This is a genomic window from Vibrio sp. ABG19, assembly GCF_029962385.1.
Taxonomy (GTDB): Bacteria; Pseudomonadota; Gammaproteobacteria; order Enterobacterales; family Vibrionaceae; genus Vibrio; species Vibrio ostreae.
Genome location: NZ_CP071708.1, coordinates 2,999,147 through 3,013,987, shown reverse-complemented (window position 1 = coordinate 3,013,987; position 14,841 = coordinate 2,999,147). Strand labels below are relative to the sequence as shown.

The 14,841-nt window shown below is 53.1% G+C and carries 13 protein-coding genes; 7 read left to right on the top strand and 6 right to left on the bottom strand.

Annotation, left to right across the window (positions count from 1 at the left end; all coding sequences use genetic code 11):
* Positions 1 to 270: 270 nt before the first annotated feature.
* The 6 genes from J0X00_RS19935 to J0X00_RS19910 form a co-directional block, all read right to left on the bottom strand.
* Entirely contained in the window at positions 271 to 1,212 is a 942-nt protein-coding gene (locus J0X00_RS19935) for a LysR family transcriptional regulator (protein WP_136484929.1), read from the bottom strand.
* Between the two features lie 162 nt (positions 1,213 to 1,374).
* The gene (locus J0X00_RS19930) at positions 1,375 to 1,671 is read right to left on the bottom strand and encodes a putative quinol monooxygenase (protein WP_218563053.1); all 297 of its coding nucleotides are present in this window, start codon (positions 1,669 to 1,671) and stop codon (positions 1,375 to 1,377) included.
* Position 1,672: 1 nt separating this feature from the next.
* Positions 1,673 to 2,326 (bottom strand): oxygen-insensitive NAD(P)H nitroreductase, encoded by a 654-nt coding sequence (nfsB, locus tag J0X00_RS19925; protein ID WP_136484933.1) that lies wholly within the window; start codon positions 2,324 to 2,326, stop codon positions 1,673 to 1,675.
* Between the two features lie 354 nt (positions 2,327 to 2,680).
* The gene (locus J0X00_RS19920) at positions 2,681 to 4,225 is read right to left on the bottom strand and encodes a tripartite tricarboxylate transporter permease (protein WP_282477571.1); all 1,545 of its coding nucleotides are present in this window, start codon (positions 4,223 to 4,225) and stop codon (positions 2,681 to 2,683) included.
* 9 nt (positions 4,226 to 4,234) lie between these two features.
* Complete coding sequence (locus J0X00_RS19915; protein ID WP_218563055.1) at positions 4,235 to 4,732, bottom strand: tripartite tricarboxylate transporter TctB family protein; 498 nt, start codon at positions 4,730 to 4,732, stop codon at positions 4,235 to 4,237.
* Positions 4,733 to 4,943: 211 nt separating this feature from the next.
* The gene (locus J0X00_RS19910) at positions 4,944 to 5,915 is read right to left on the bottom strand and encodes a tripartite tricarboxylate transporter substrate binding protein (RefSeq protein WP_282477570.1); all 972 of its coding nucleotides are present in this window, start codon (positions 5,913 to 5,915) and stop codon (positions 4,944 to 4,946) included.
* Positions 5,916 to 6,259: 344 nt separating this feature from the next.
* Here J0X00_RS19910 and J0X00_RS19905 point away from each other — a divergent pair, with 344 nt between their 5' ends.
* The 7 genes from J0X00_RS19905 (at position 6,260) to prpF (ending at position 14,820) form a co-directional block, all read left to right on the top strand.
* A complete protein-coding gene (locus J0X00_RS19905; protein ID WP_136484938.1) occupies positions 6,260 to 6,865 on the top strand; it encodes a LysE family translocator in 606 nt (201 codons plus the stop codon).
* Positions 6,866 to 7,690: an AraC family transcriptional regulator gene (locus J0X00_RS19900; protein ID WP_282477569.1), complete on the top strand. Its 825-nt coding sequence runs from the start codon at positions 6,866 to 6,868 to the stop codon at positions 7,688 to 7,690.
* Between the two features lie 147 nt (positions 7,691 to 7,837).
* On the top strand, positions 7,838 to 8,536 hold the full coding sequence (locus J0X00_RS19895) for a GntR family transcriptional regulator (protein WP_218563059.1): 699 nt from the start codon (positions 7,838 to 7,840) through the stop codon (positions 8,534 to 8,536).
* Positions 8,537 to 8,546: 10 nt separating this feature from the next.
* On the top strand, positions 8,547 to 9,452 hold the full coding sequence (gene prpB / locus J0X00_RS19890; protein WP_282477568.1) for a methylisocitrate lyase: 906 nt from the start codon (positions 8,547 to 8,549) through the stop codon (positions 9,450 to 9,452).
* A 175-nt stretch (positions 9,453 to 9,627) separates the two neighbouring features.
* Positions 9,628 to 10,773: a 2-methylcitrate synthase gene (gene prpC / locus J0X00_RS19885; RefSeq protein WP_282477567.1), complete on the top strand. Its 1,146-nt coding sequence runs from the start codon at positions 9,628 to 9,630 to the stop codon at positions 10,771 to 10,773.
* A 231-nt stretch (positions 10,774 to 11,004) separates the two neighbouring features.
* Positions 11,005 to 13,611, top strand: coding sequence for a Fe/S-dependent 2-methylisocitrate dehydratase AcnD (gene acnD, locus J0X00_RS19880; protein WP_282477566.1), 2,607 nt, complete (start codon positions 11,005 to 11,007; stop codon positions 13,609 to 13,611).
* 12 nt (positions 13,612 to 13,623) lie between these two features.
* Positions 13,624 to 14,820: a 2-methylaconitate cis-trans isomerase PrpF gene (prpF, locus tag J0X00_RS19875; RefSeq protein WP_282477565.1), complete on the top strand. Its 1,197-nt coding sequence runs from the start codon at positions 13,624 to 13,626 to the stop codon at positions 14,818 to 14,820.
* Positions 14,821 to 14,841 lie beyond the last annotated feature (21 nt).

The window sequence follows — 14,841 nt, the reverse complement described above, 5'->3', positions numbered from 1 at the left end:
CGAGGATTATGCCGCAATTGTTGCGCAGCGAATACCCGATCCAGAGCGATTTATCTGCTGGCGACAACGCCAATTTGTTGAATAAACAGTAAGAAAGCGCCAGGTATTGGCTCGTTTGACAACGTTACTCGCTGATTTATGAGTGGAATTTGATTGTAACTTGCACAGTAATGGTGCGCCATGTTCGTCATGCAACGCTGTGCACAGCGTCGCATTCAGACTGCCTCACTATTTCAGACTGCCTCACTATCATCGCGTATCAGCGATGATTCACATGGCGAGGCTGGAGCGTTGTGACATGATGTCTTTCACCTGGCGCATACGTTGTTCGCATTTGCTTTGCAAGAACTGATGCAGCGCACGGGTGGAGTGATTGAGTAAACGTTTGTCGGCACACACCAGATAGACCGGGCAGGGTTCCGATTGCCATTCGGATAACAGCGGTAGCAGACGGCCGTCAATAATGTCCTGACTAATATCGAGCAGCGATTTGTAGGCCACGCCTCGTCCGTTGACGGCCCAGCGATGCACTACATCACCATCGTTAGCACTGAGTCTGCTTTTTACCACCACGGTTTCCGGATTGCCGTCTCTCCAGAAGGTCCAGCGGTTGTGGTAAGTATCTGACAGCATAAAACAGAGGCACTGGTGAGCGAGCAGATCACTTGGCTTGACGATGGCCGGTTTGTTTTGAACATACTCAGGACTGGCGCAGATCACTCGGGTATTATGGCGGCAGATAGGTAAGGCAACGAAGTTGGAATCCGGTGGTGTGCCGTAGCGAATCGCCAGATCGATCGGGCGGTGATACAGATTGGTGATGCCATCCGATAAATCGAGGTTGATCGACAGGTTAGGATGCAACTCCATAAATTCATCCAGCCAACTCAGCAACTGATTACGGCCGAAATCCGACGGCGCGGACAGATTGAGCGTACCGGAAATTTCGCCCTGGCTTTGCGCAATCTGATCCAACCCTTCCTGAATGGTACTCAGTGCAGACTGAGTCTTTTGCAACAGAATATCGCCCTCGTTGGTCAGACGCAGGCTGCGGGTCGAGCGGACAAACAGTGCAAACCCGAGCTGGGATTCTAGGCGTTTGATGGCAGCGCTGACCGCAGCCGGAGTCAAATCCAGGCTATGCGCTGCTTGTGAGAAGCTGCTTTGACGAGCGGTTTCGACAAAGATATTAAGATCGTTTAATGCTTTCATGAGGTTCTGTAACCAATAAGGACAGTTTATCTCACCATACTTCGTGAATATTGGAAAGCATTTCGCAGCTATAGAAAAGCGCCGTCTCCCTCACAGAGAAACGGCGCCTGGTTTTTTCAGCAGGTCGACAGGCATCAAGCCGTGTACTTAACGCAGGCGTTGTCAGGCCAGAGCGGTCAGAAAGCGCAGGTTAAGCGATTCCAGTAACCCGTCTTGCTGGGTTTGATGTACAAACGCCTGGAAGTGTTCGGTCTGCTCATGCAGTTGCAACGCTTCACGGCTGGCCCAGATTTCGTCCATCACGAATAACCCGCTTTGCGCGTCATCCTGATAGAGGTTGTACTGCACACAGCCTTCGTCCTGGCGAGAAGGCTCAACCAGAGCCTGCAACGCCTGAGCCAATTCCGCTTCTTTGCCGGCTTTGGCGGTAATTTCCGCCAACAGTTTGACCTGGCTCATATCAGTACTCGCGGATGATGTCGGCTTCTGGCCAGCGTGCTTTCGGCAGTTTGGCGTTAAAGTCATCTTCACTGCGGTAACCAAGCGGAATGATCACCAGACTGGTGTAACCTTGCTCACGCAGACCAAATTCTGCATCCAGAACTTTAGGATCAAAGCCTTCGATAGGCACGGCATCGATACCCATAGAAGAGACACCCAGCAGTACAGTACCGGCATTCAGATAAACCTGTTTTTCCATCCAGTGCTGCGCATCTTTCAGATCAAAACGGTGCATGTTAACGAAGAAGGTACGGCCTTTGTGTCCGCCTTGTTTAGCTTCTTCGGTCGGGAAACGGCCTGCCTCATCTTCCAGTTCCATCAACTGCTCAAGGTATTGCTCGTCAATGCTGGTTTTGGCACACATCACCAGAACATGTGATGCATTCAGAACTTTACCTTCGTTGAACGCATAAAGGCCCTGAGTCGCTTTAGCGATACGTTGCTTGCCTTCGTCAGTACTGGCCAGGATGAAGTGCCATGGCTGTGAGTTAACACTGGACGGGCTGAAGCGGATCAGCTCTTTGATCGCTTCTACGTGTTCATCACTGATACGACGGGTCGCATCAAAGGCTTTGGTTGAATAGCGTTGCTTAGCGTGAGTTGCAATGTTCATGTTTATTTTCCTGGTGAACAACGAATTTAGCGCTACGATAACGGTTTGATGTAAGGAGAGAAAGAGGGCGCGACTTAAAGCACTTTCAAAAAATATTTGAAAGTGACGCCCTTGAATCACAGGCAACCTGCCTCAAAGTGCTCTATTGTGGCTTAAAAGTACTTTATTGTGGCTTAAAAGTACTATCTTATGGCTTAAAAACGCTATGTTGTAGCTTAAAAGCGCTACGTAGCGGCTTATTCATGCCATCCTGGCTGATGAGAGTGCGCTGCCGAGTGAACAATTTTCAAACAAAAGGGTGGTAAAACAATAAGCCCGGAGTTGCGTCCGGGCTTGGAATACTCGCTGAGACGGTTATTGTTCGACTTTATTGCTCTGGCTGTCTGCCACGTTAGGACCACGCAGTTTATTCAGCGCGGCGACGATGATCGGGCTGGTCAGGATCAGTACCGACAGAACGGTAAAGACCAGAGTAATCGGGCGTTCCCACAGGAAGGTCAGTTCGCCATCAGAAATCATCAGCGCACGGCGCAGGTTCTCTTCCATCAGACCGCCGAGAATAAAGCCCAGCAGCAGCGGAGCCAGCGGGAAGTTTGCCAGGCGCAGCGCGATCGCGCCCATTGCCACCAGTAGCATGATGAAGACATCCATGGTGTTAAATGACACCAGATACACACCGGTGATAGAGAAGAACAGAATCATCGGCAGCAGCACGGTTCTTGGCACCGCGAGCAGTTTCGAAATATACGGGATCAGCGGCAGGTTGAGGATCAGCAGCACGATATTGCCCACGTACATTGAGATGATCACAGACCAGAACACATCCGGATGGTCAACAAACAGGCGCGGGCCCGGCTGAATACCATAAGCCAGCAGCGCACCGAGCATGATAGCCGTCGTACCTGAGCCAGGGATACCCAGCGTCAGCAGTGGTACAAAAGAGCCGCTTGAGGCTGCGTTGTTAGCAGACTCAGGAGCCACCAGACCGCGCAGTGAGCCGTGACCAAACTCTTCACGTTTCGCTTTCGGAGCCAGGTTACGCTCCATACCGTAACTCAGGAACGCGGCGATCGTCGCTCCGGCACCTGGCAGAACGCCGGTAAAGAAACCAAGGATAGAGGAGCGAATGGTGACCGGAGCGGCCTCGCGCACTTCTTCTCTGGTCAGTTTCATACTGCCGATATTGCTCAGCTTGCTGTTTTCCTCATCACGGGTATCTGCATCAGGCTTAAGAATGCCCATCAGGGTTTCACCCAGTGCGAACGTCGCCATCGCCAGCAGCAGGAAGCTGAAGCCGTCCATCAGGTCGGTCAGGCCAAAGGTAAAACGCTCGACGCCTACACCTTTATCAATGCCGACTGTTGACAGCATCAGGCCAAGAATCGTCATCATCCAGGCTTTAATTACCTGACCTTTACCGGCAAATGCGGCCACGGCAGACAGGCCAAGCAGCATCAGCGCGAAATAGTCCGCCGACTGGAAGCTGAGTGATACCTGGGCCAGCGCCGGAGCGGCAACCAGCAGCATGACAGCGGAAATCGTCCCGCCGGTAAATGATGCGTAGGCCGCCAGTGCAAGGGCTTTGCCCGCCTGGCCTTTCTGCGCCATCGGATAGCCATCAAAAGCGGTGACAACCGTGGATGAACAACCAGGGGCATTGATCAAAATGGAGGAGGTTGATCCACCGAAAATGGCGCCGTAGTAAACTCCGGCCATCAAAATCAGGCCGGAAGAAGGTTCCAGGCCGTAAGTGATGGGGATCATCAGCGCAATGGCTGAAATCGGGCCCAGACCAGGCAGCATGCCGATGAAGGTACCGACAAAACAGCCGACAATCACCATCAGCAGGTTAAATGGCATGACCGCTGTGGTCAGGCCCTGAAAAATTCCGTCTAACATAATCCGTTCCTACCAAAGTGTGAAAATCAGACCCGGTTCCAGATACACATCCAGTCCCTTGGTCAGCAGTAAATAGAAAGCGATGACAAACGGGAACGAAGCGCCAAGCAGCACCGCTTTGCGGCGTTCACCCAGAATGTAAAAGCCCGCCAGCAGGAAAAAACCGGTTGCCAGTACGAAGCCAAGGTAGGTCAGGCCGACACCGTACAGCGCCATCAGCACCAGAAAGCCAATCAGCAGTTTCCAGTTGAAGCTCAGCACAGCGCCGCTCTTTTTATCCGGTTGACCCATGACAAGCAGCAGCAAAGAGAGCGCGACTCCGGCATAAGTCAGCAGGATAGGTAAAGTCCGGGCGGTGAACGGTTCGTATTCATCGCCGGGAAACATAGGAATGTTTGTGGTTTGATAGCCGTAACACAGGCTAAGCACCAGAAAAATCATCGCGCCGACGCGATCACGGCACAACAAGTTTTCCTTGCTGAAAATTTTGGTTGGCAGGTCCGACATATCCAACTCCATGGCAACAGGATTGCGGTAAAGAAAAGGCCGCAGACAAGCAAGAGTTAACAACAAGATAAACTCAAATCAGGAATGATCTGCTGCTAGTCAAATCAAACCCATAAACAAAGGAGTCATAGTAGGCTTGTCTGCGGCGAAAGTGTGGGACGGGAGATTGGTATCAGCCCATCCCTGTTTCTGGAAACGTTAATCAGTCAGGTTATTTAAGAAAGCCCAGCTCACGCATCAAATCGCCCATCTGCTTTTCCTGATCTTCCAGGAAGGCGTAAAACTCTTTGTCTGCCTTGTAGCTGTCGATCCAGCCGTTGCGGTCACGCACCACTTTCCATTCGTCTGTTTCAAACATTTTCTTCAGCGCAACGTTCCACTCGTCGATCTTTTCCTGACTCACGCCAGGAGCGGCAAAGAAACCACGCCAGTTAGCAAATACGGTCGGGTTGTCATATTCAGTCAGGGTCGGAATATCCGGTGCGACATCGAGACGTTTCGGCGCTGTAATGGCGAGGATCTTCACCTGACCGGTTTTAGACATCTCCAGTACTTCGCCCAGGCCAGTAGACAGCACCTGAGTTTCGCCGGACAGCAGGGCTGCCATCGCTTTACCGCCTGCATCGTAAGCGATGTAACGAACTTCTTTCGGATCCAAGCCCTGACCTTTAAATGCGGCCGCAGCGACCAGGTGGTCCATACTGCCGCGCGCAGAACCGCCGGCGATTTTCACTTTGCGCGGATTCTGCTTGAATTCATCAACCACTTGTTGCCAGTTGTCGTATTTTGAATCACCGGCCACCACCAGTGCGCCGTAGTCAGACACGGTGGCTGCGACAGGGGTCAGATCGCGGAACGATTGCGGGAAAATGCCCGACAGTGAGCGCACAACGATTGGGGTTGAATTCACCATCAGGGTATCTTCCTGACGATCGGCCGTCTCAATAAGGTGTGCAATGGCTTTACCACCGCCACCGCCGGAAAGGTTTTGATAAGAGACATTGTCGATCAGTTGCGTTTTCATCAGTACGTCACCGGTTCCGCGCGCGGTCATATCCCAGCCACCACCAGCACCACCCGGGATCAGGAAGTGGATTTTTTCCAGATCAGCAGCAAAAGCAGAGTAAGAGCAAGCGGCAGCCAGCAGAGAAGCTGCCAGGGTCGGTTTGAAATGCTTAAACATGTTCACGTTCCTTATGTGGGCGCATCATTCGGGTCAAATGACACTTATCGTTATGTTTATTTATCTGTGCCAGCCGATAATGCACAGCTGGCAATTGGTTTAGCAGGACAGAGGGTTAGCAGATCAGGTGTTTGCTACCGTGTGAACAGAGGTTACAAAAGTGTTAATACCTTGTCTTTAAAACGGTGATAAAAATATTATTGGCCATAAAAACGGTTTTGTTCATAAAGTTCACGGCGGGGAGTCTTTTGGCCTGATCCTCCGCCATGCGCACTTTTGTTCAATAATCGCGAGTCACAGAAGGTTAATCTGAATCCTAAGTGATTCGTTTAAGGCAAATATTTATGTATTCTGTTCTCGGCGCCATGGCGCTGTTCGCATTCGTTGGTTCCATTTCACCGGGCCCGGTGAATGTGATGGCCACCTATGCCGGTGCCCGTTATGGCTGGCGCAAAGCCAGTATCCAGGTTCTCGGGGCATCGCTGGCCTTTGTATTGGTGGTCATGATTTGTGGAATGACGCTCAGTGGAATGAGTGCGCAGGTGCCGGTGGTCGTGCCTGTGATGCGCTGGATTGGCAGTGCGTACCTGCTGTATCTTGCGGTGCGGATTCTGTTACTTCCCGGGCTGGATCTGCAGCAATCGGTTGAAGTGTCATCCGCAGGCCTGTTAAGTCAGGGAGCGCTGGTACAATTGTTCAATCCTAAGGCTTGGATATTTGCCAGTTCAGGGGTTAGTTTATATGTACTTAATCAGACCAATCTGACCCATGCGCTTGGCTGGTTTTGTCTGATTGCTCTGGTGGTCTGCTTTACCGGTGTCGGAATATGGGCTCTATTGGGACAGTCGCTGGTTCACTGGCTCAACTCACGGCAGCGTCAACGCCTGTTTCAGGTGACGCTGGCAGCAATGCTCGCCGTGTCGGTTTTCATGATTTGGATGGTAAACTAAATGGTCAAGAGCACTCACTTAAATATCATGCGTCCGACGCAGTTGCCGCAGATTGAAGCGCGCATCGCAACCCGCTCTGAAGTCTGTTATCACAAGCATTCCCACGATGAATTCTCCTTTGGGATTATTGATGCGGGCAGTGCTCGTTATGACAATCGCACGCGTCATCATCCGATAGGTCGTGGTGATCTGGTGACCATCAATCCGGCCGATATCCATGCCTGTAATCCTCATCAGGGACAGTGGTCGTATCGGATGCTGTTTGTCGATACCTTGTGGTTAGGAAAGATGCAGCATGAAGTGCTCGGGCGCGATACTCTGGATTACTACGCGTTTGTGGCTGATTTTGAACGCGGCCAGCGCTTTCGTACTCAATTTGAGGCGCTGTTTGACGCCTTACTCAACGATTCGTCTTCACTGTCAGCTGAGACCCTGCTTTATGAACTGCTTGAGCAACTCTACGGTCACGCGCAACGCCACACAACGCCTCGTGCCAGCAAAACTGTTCCGCACTATTTGCTGCGCGCCAGAGAGAAATTGTTTGATGAAATTGACAGATCGGTTGGTCTGGAAGTGCTGGCTCAGGAAGTGGGCGTAAGCCGCTACCATCTGATTCGCAGTTTTAAGCAATGGTTTGGCTTGTCTCCACATGCTTATCTGATGGATGAACGTATCAAGCGTGCCAAGCAGATGTTGAAGCAGGGGACGCCAATTGTCGACACCTCGCTGGCATTGGGCTTTGCTGATCAAGCCCATTTTCAGCGTAGCTTTAAAAGCAGAATTGCATTAACACCCAAGAAATATCAATCCTTCTTTACACTTTAGTGTGTCATTGCCTACGCTGTATCTCACTGCGTAATACCTTAGTCTAAATTGTCGGTAATTTGCTTGATTGTCGACAATCTGATCGTCTATCTTAATCTCATACCTTTGGTGTGGGTTTGTCTAACCACGCCCCGTAAAGAAGATGAGATGATGAGCAGCGAATTAAGCAAACGCGTAAACGGTGAAAAAGAACACACCAAATCAGAGAGTCTGACCGAGTTTCTGATTGAGGCAATCGTAGAAGGCAAGATGGCACCGGGCAGTAAGATTTCTGAGCCTGAACTGGCCAAGCGCTTTCAGGTCAGCCGCGGCCCGCTGCGTGAAGCGCTGATGCGTGTGGAAGGGCTCGGACTGATCGAACGCATTCCGCACGTTGGAGCTCGCGTGATTCAGTTTTCGACTGACAAACTGCTCGAGCTGTACGCAGTGCGTGAAGCGCTAGAAGGCATGGCGGCGCGTCTGGCGGCCCGTAATATCACCGAAATCGAACTGGCCGGGCTGGAAACGGTGTTGTCGACACATTCCGAACATATCGATCAGGTCGACGGTGCATCTTACTTTCACCAGCAGGGCGATTTCGACTTCCATTACCGCATTATCAAAGCCAGCCGTAACTCCCAGTTGATCGCGCTGCTGTGTGATGAGTTGTATCACTTGCTGCGCATGTACCGTTACCAGTCTCCTCGTTCCCATTCCCGTCCGGTGGAAGCACTGGAAGAACACAAATTTATTCTGCAGGCGATTCGCAACCGCGATGAGGAGCTGGCAGAAATGCTGATGCGCCGCCACATTTCCGGTAGCCGGCGCCTGATTGAAAAACAGATTCAAAACGAAGCCCAAAATTAAGGAGAATCCCATGAGCTTAAGTCCGGGTGCGAAGTTCAGGCTCGCCATTCAAACCAACCATCCGCTACAGATTGTCGGCACGATTAACCCATACTGCGCCATGATGGCAAAAAAACTGGGTCATCAGGCGATTTACCTGTCCGGTGGCGGTATTGCCAATGCGTCATACGGTCTGCCTGATCTCGGGATCACGACGCTTAACGATGTGCTGGTGGATGTTGAGCGCATCACCAATGCCTGTGATTTACCGCTGTTAGTCGACATCGATACCGGTTTTGGCGGCGCGTTCAATATCGCCCGCACCATCAAAGCAATGGAAAAAGCCGGCGCTGCTGCGGTGCATATGGAAGATCAGGTGGCGCAGAAGCGCTGCGGCCATCGTCCTAACAAAGCGATTGTCAGTCAGCAGGAGATGGTTGATCGAATTAAAGCAGCAGTCGATGCGCGTGATAATCCCGAGTTTGTCATTATGGCCCGTACCGATGCGCTGGCCGTGGAAGGTATGGATAGCGCGATAGAACGCGCGATTGCCTATGTGCAGGCAGGCGCAGATATGATTTTCCCCGAGGCGATGACCGAGCTGAAGCAGTACGAACAGTTTTCAACCGCGCTGCACGCAGCAACCGGTAAAAAAGTGCCGATTCTGGCCAATATTACCGAGTTCGGCCAAACCCCGCTTTACAGTTGTGAGCAACTGGACGCGTCTAATGTCGACATGGTGCTCTATCCGCTCAGTGCGTTCCGTGCCATGAACAAGGCGGCTGAAATGGTGTACAGCCATCTGCTCGAACACGGCAATCAGGAATCATTGCTCGATAAGATGCAGACCCGTAAAGAGCTGTATGGCTATCTGAATTACCATGATTACGAAGACAAGCTGGATCAGCTGTTTTCCGATCAATCTTCGCAGGGCTAAACATCTCAAGCGGTCACTGCGGGGAAGCCCGGAGAAATAAAGTTAAATAGAAATCCACAACGGCTCAATACAGGCCTGACTAATAACGTGAAACCGCTGCGCTGACGAGCTTAAGCTGACCCGAAAGAGGTCGCTCCATACAGGAGCCGAAGCGCAGCCAGAAAAGGAGTTCAACATGTCTCAATCCTTAGCGAAAAAAGGAGAGCTGGGTGGCGCTGGTCTGCGTGGGCAGAGTGCCGGGAGCACCGCTTTATGTACGGTCGGAAAAACCGGCACTGGTTTAACCTATCGTGGCTATGATATTACCGATCTGGCTAACAACGCTCAGTTCGAAGAGGTGGCTCATCTGCTGCTGGTCGGCCATCTGCCGACCCAGGCTGAGCTCGATCAGTACAAAACCCGCCTGATTGGTCTGCGCGGGCTGCCTCAAGCGCTCAAAGAAGTGCTGGAACGGATTCCGGCTGACGCGCATCCGATGGATGTCATGCGTACCGGTTGCTCGATGCTGGGTAACCTGGAAACCGAAGCGGACTTCTCGCAGCAGCAAGCGGCAACCGAACGCATGCTGGCACTGTTTCCGGCCATCATCTGTTACTGGTATCGCTTCAGCCATGACGGCGTGCGCATCGATACCGAAGACACCAGCGAATCCTGCATTGGTGGCTACTTCCTCAAAATGCTGACCGGAGAAGCGCCCAGCGAACTGTTCAGGCAGGTGATGCATTGCTCGCTGATCCTTTATGCCGAACATGAATTTAATGCTTCAACCTTTACCGCGCGCGTGTGTGCGTCGACGCTGTCCGATCTTCACTCCTGTGTGACCGGTGCGATTGGTACCTTGCGCGGGCCGCTGCACGGCGGCGCGAATGAAGCGGCCATGGAGATGATTCAGAACTGGAAAACCCCGGAAGAAGCCGAGCAGAATATTCTGCGTATGCTCGACAACAAAGAGAAGATCATGGGCTTTGGCCATGCGATTTACCGCGAGAGCGATCCGCGTAATGCGCTGATCAAACGCTGGTCAAAAGCTTTGTCCGAGCAGGTTGGTGATACGCATCTTTATGCGGTGTCTGAGCGGGTTGAAGCGGTGATGAAGCGTGAGAAAGGCCTGTTTTGTAATGCCGATTTCTTCCACGCTTCGGCCTACCATTTTATGGGCATTCCGACCAAGTTATTTACGCCGATTTTTGTGATGAGCCGCTTAACCGGCTGGGCCGCGCATGTGTATGAACAACGCGCCAACAACCGCATCATCCGCCCGAGTGCCGATTACACCGGCCCGGAGCATCAGGATTGGTTGCCGATCGAAAAACGCGGCTAACAGTGACGTTGTCACCTTACTCTGCCAACGGCTTTCTTTGTAAACAAAGAGCTCTGTAAACAGAGAGCTTTGCAAACAGGTAACTCTGCAAACCGACAGTACAGCCAGCAGGGGTGACAACGCCTAATTTTCTGCATGGCGTTGCTTGTGACTGACTGCCCGTACTCGGAGTCAGTTAGTCGCGCCGCTGTGCAGGCCCAAGCAGTCAGGCCAGAGCCTGACGATATTTGGATGGATTCTATGAACAGCGAGTACAGAAAAACGCTGCCCGGTAGTAATAACAGCTACGCGAGTCAAATCAGCTACTATGATGCCCGGCAAGCAGTCAACGACCTCTCTCCCGGTGCTTACGACACTTTACCTTACACCTCACGCGTGCTGGCAGAAAACCTGGTGCGCCGCTGCGACCCTGGTTTACTGCCCGATGCGCTCAAACAGCTGATTGAGCGTAAACGCGACCTCGATTTCCCCTGGTATCCGGCCCGGGTCGTGTGTCATGACATCCTTGGTCAGACGGCACTGGTTGATTTAGCCGGCCTGCGCGATGCGATTGCGGATCAGGGCGGTGACCCGGCCAAAGTCAACCCGGTGGTGGAAACCCAACTGATCGTCGACCATTCGCTGGCGGTGGAGCATGCCGGTTTTGAAGCTGATGCGTTTGAGAAAAACCGCGCGATTGAAGATCGCCGCAATGAAGATCGTTTTCACTTTATCGAATGGTGTAAAACCGCGTTTAAAAACGTCAGCGTGATCCCGGCCGGTAACGGTATTATGCATCAGATTAACCTGGAGAAAATGTCGCCGGTGGTGCAACTCCAAGACGGCGTAGCGTTTCCCGATACCTGCGTCGGCACCGACAGCCATACGCCGCATGTTGATGCGCTGGGCGTGATCGCCATCGGCGTCGGTGGTCTGGAAGCGGAAACCGTGATGCTGGGCCGTCCGTCGATGATGCGACTGCCGGATATTGTCGGCGTCAAGCTGACCGGTAAACGCAAACCGGGCATCACCGCGACCGATATCGTGCTGGCCATCACCGAGTTTTTGCGCGCGCAGCGCGTGGTGTCTGCCTATCTGGAATTCTTTGGCGAAGGGGCGAAAGATCTTACCATCGGTGACCGAGCGACCATTTCTAACATGACACCGGAATACGGCGCCAGCGCCGGGATGTTCTATATCGATGAGCAGACCATCAACTACCTCAAACTGACCGGGCGTGACGCCGAGCAGGTCGAACTGGTTGAGCAGTATGCCAAACAGACCGGCTTGTGGGCCGATGATTTGGTCGGTGCTGAGTATGAGCGGGTACTGGAATTCGATCTCTCCTCGGTCGAGCGTAACCTGGCCGGTCCGTCTAACCCGCATCGCCGCCTGCCGACTTCTCAGCTGGCGGAGCGCGGCATTGCCGGACAATGGCAACAGAAAGAGGGTGAACTGCCCGATGGCGCTGTCATCATTGCGGCCATCACTTCGTGCACCAACACCAGTAACCCGCGTAACGTGGTGGCGGCCGGTTTGCTAGCCAAAAAAGCCAACGCATTAGGCCTGGAACGTAAACCCTGGGTGAAAAGCTCATTTGCGCCGGGTTCGAAAGTGGCCAAGCTTTACCTAGAGGAAGCCAACCTGCTGCCGGAACTGGAAAAACTTGGATTTGGCATTGTGGGGTACGCCTGTACCACCTGTAACGGGATGAGCGGCGCACTGGATCCTAAGATCCAGCAGGAGATCATCGAACGTGATCTCTACGCCACCGCCGTTTTGTCCGGCAACCGTAACTTTGACGGCCGCATCCATCCCTATGCGAAACAGGCGTTTCTTGCCTCGCCGCCGCTGGTGGTGGCTTATGCGCTGGCCGGTACCATCCGGTTTGACATTGAACGCGACGCGCTCGGCAGCGATGCAAACGGCAAACCGATTTACCTCAATGACATCTGGCCGAGCGATGAAGAGATCGACGCGGTGGTGGGTGAATTTGTTAAACCGGAGCAGTTTAACCAGGTTTATATTCAGATGTTCAAACTCGACGACCAGCAGCACAGCAGTGCGCCGTTGTATGACTGGCGTCCGATGAGTACTTATATTCGCCGCCCGCCATACTGGGAAGGCGCTTTGGCCGGAGAACGTACTCTTAAGGGCATGCGTCCGCTGGCCGTGGTCGGTGACAACATCACCACTGACCATCTGTCACCGTCCAATGCCATTATGGCCAGCAGCGCTGCCGGGGAATACCTGACCAAAATGGGTGTGCCGGAGCAAGACTTTAACTCTTACGCCACCCACCGGGGCGATCACCTCACCGCGCAACGCGCGACGTTCGCCAACCCGAAACTGTTTAACGAAATGGTGAAAGAGAACGGCGAAGTGGTGCAGGGCTCACTGGCACGTATTGAGCCGGAAGGCAAAGTGACCCGGATGTGGGAAGCCATCGAAACCTACATGCAGCGTAAACAGCCGCTGATCATTGTCGCGGGTGCTGATTACGGTCAGGGCTCTTCCCGTGACTGGGCCGCCAAAGGGGTACGTCTTGCCGGGGTAGAAGCGATTGTCGCAGAAGGATTTGAGCGTATTCACCGTACCAATCTGGTCGGCATGGGCGTGCTGCCGCTGCAGTTTAAACCGGGTGTCACCCGCCTGACGTTACAACTAGATGGTTCTGAGCTGTATGACGTGGTCGGTAACATTAAGCCCGGCGCTGAGCTGGTACTGGTGATCACCCGCAAAACCGGCGAAAAACTCGATGTGCCGGTCATCTGTCGTCTGGATACCGCTGATGAAGTGCACGTGTATAACGCCGGTGGCGTGTTGCAGCGTTTCGCGCAAGATTTTCTGGCGGGTTAAGGGAGTAAAATCATGAGCAATGTCAGCACTCCTTCACAAATCAAAGTGCCAGCGACCTATATGCGTGGCGGAACCAGTAAAGGGGTTTTCTTCCGTTTAGAAGACTTGCCTGAGGCGGCGCAAAGCCCGGGCCCGGCGCGCGATGACTTGCTGCTGCGCGTCATCGGCAGCCCGGATCCGTACGGCAAACAAATTGACGGCATGGGCGGGGCAACATCCAGCACCAGTAAAAGCGTCATTGTCAGCCTCAGCACTCAACCGGATCACGATGTGGATTACCTGTTTGGTCAGGTTTCAATTGACCAGCCGTTTGTCGACTGGAGCGGCAACTGCGGTAATTTGTCGGCCGCGATCGGCCCGTTTGCGATTCACGCCGGTTATATTGATCCGGCGCGGATCCCGTACAATGGCGTGGTCGCGGTGCGGGTGTGGCAGGTCAACATCCGCAAAACCATCGTAGTGCATGTGCCTGTCGTCAACGGCATGGTGCAGGAAACCGGCGAGTTTGAGCTCGACGGAGTCACGTTCCCGGCGGCAGAAATTCAGGTCGATTTTGTTGACCCGGCCGACAGCGACGGCGCGATGTTCCCGACCGGCAACCTGGTGGACGTTCTTGATGTACCCGGAGTAGGCACCTTAAACGCGACCCTGATCAACGCTGGTATCCCGACCATTTTTGTCGATGCCGCATCAATTGGCTACCGCGGTACTGAGCTGCAGGATGACATCAATAGTGATGAAAAAGCACTGGCGATGTTTGAAACCATCCGCGCGTATGGCGCGCTCAAGATGGGGCTTATCAGCGATCTGGAACAGGCAAAAGCCCGCCAGCACACGCCGAAAGTAGCCTTTGTCGCAGCGCCGCAAACCTATCACGCTTCCAGTGGTAAAACCGTACAGGCCGAAGAAATTGATGTGCTGGTGCGCGCTTTGTCGATGGGCAAATTACATCACGCCATGATGGGCACCGCAGCGGTCGCGATAGCGGCAGCAGCCTGTGTACCGGGAACTCTGGTCAATTTAGCGGCCGGAGGCGGTGAAAAACAGTCAGTGACCTTTGGTCATCCGTCCGGAACGCTCAAAGTCGGTGCCAGTGCTGTTCAGACCGAACAGGGCTGGGTGGTCGAGAAAGCCGTGATGAGTCGCAGTGCACGTATTTTGATGGAAGGCTGGGTTCGCGTCCCGGCGCAAACCATCACGTTTGTCTAAGCCAGAATTTGAAGGAGAAGC

Coding starts and splice junctions, on each gene's coding strand:
- J0X00_RS19895 (WP_218563059.1), top strand. CDS start 7,838: ATGATGAGCAGCGAATTAAGCAAACGCGTAAACGGTGAAAAAGAACAC.
- J0X00_RS19900 (WP_282477569.1), top strand. CDS start 6,866: ATGGTCAAGAGCACTCACTTAAATATCATGCGTCCGACGCAGTTGCCG.
- J0X00_RS19920 (WP_282477571.1), bottom strand. CDS start 4,225: ATGTTAGACGGAATTTTTCAGGGCCTGACCACAGCGGTCATGCCATTT.
- J0X00_RS19935 (WP_136484929.1), bottom strand. CDS start 1,212: ATGAAAGCATTAAACGATCTTAATATCTTTGTCGAAACCGCTCGTCAA.
- J0X00_RS19910 (WP_282477570.1), bottom strand. CDS start 5,915: ATGTTTAAGCATTTCAAACCGACCCTGGCAGCTTCTCTGCTGGCTGCC.
- acnD (WP_282477566.1), top strand. CDS start 11,005: ATGGATTCTATGAACAGCGAGTACAGAAAAACGCTGCCCGGTAGTAAT.
- J0X00_RS19915 (WP_218563055.1), bottom strand. CDS start 4,732: ATGTCGGACCTGCCAACCAAAATTTTCAGCAAGGAAAACTTGTTGTGC.
- prpB (WP_282477568.1), top strand. CDS start 8,547: ATGAGCTTAAGTCCGGGTGCGAAGTTCAGGCTCGCCATTCAAACCAAC.
- prpC (WP_282477567.1), top strand. CDS start 9,628: ATGTCTCAATCCTTAGCGAAAAAAGGAGAGCTGGGTGGCGCTGGTCTG.
- nfsB (WP_136484933.1), bottom strand. CDS start 2,326: ATGAACATTGCAACTCACGCTAAGCAACGCTATTCAACCAAAGCCTTT.
- J0X00_RS19930 (WP_218563053.1), bottom strand. CDS start 1,671: ATGAGCCAGGTCAAACTGTTGGCGGAAATTACCGCCAAAGCCGGCAAA.
- prpF (WP_282477565.1), top strand. CDS start 13,624: ATGAGCAATGTCAGCACTCCTTCACAAATCAAAGTGCCAGCGACCTAT.
- J0X00_RS19905 (WP_136484938.1), top strand. CDS start 6,260: ATGTATTCTGTTCTCGGCGCCATGGCGCTGTTCGCATTCGTTGGTTCC.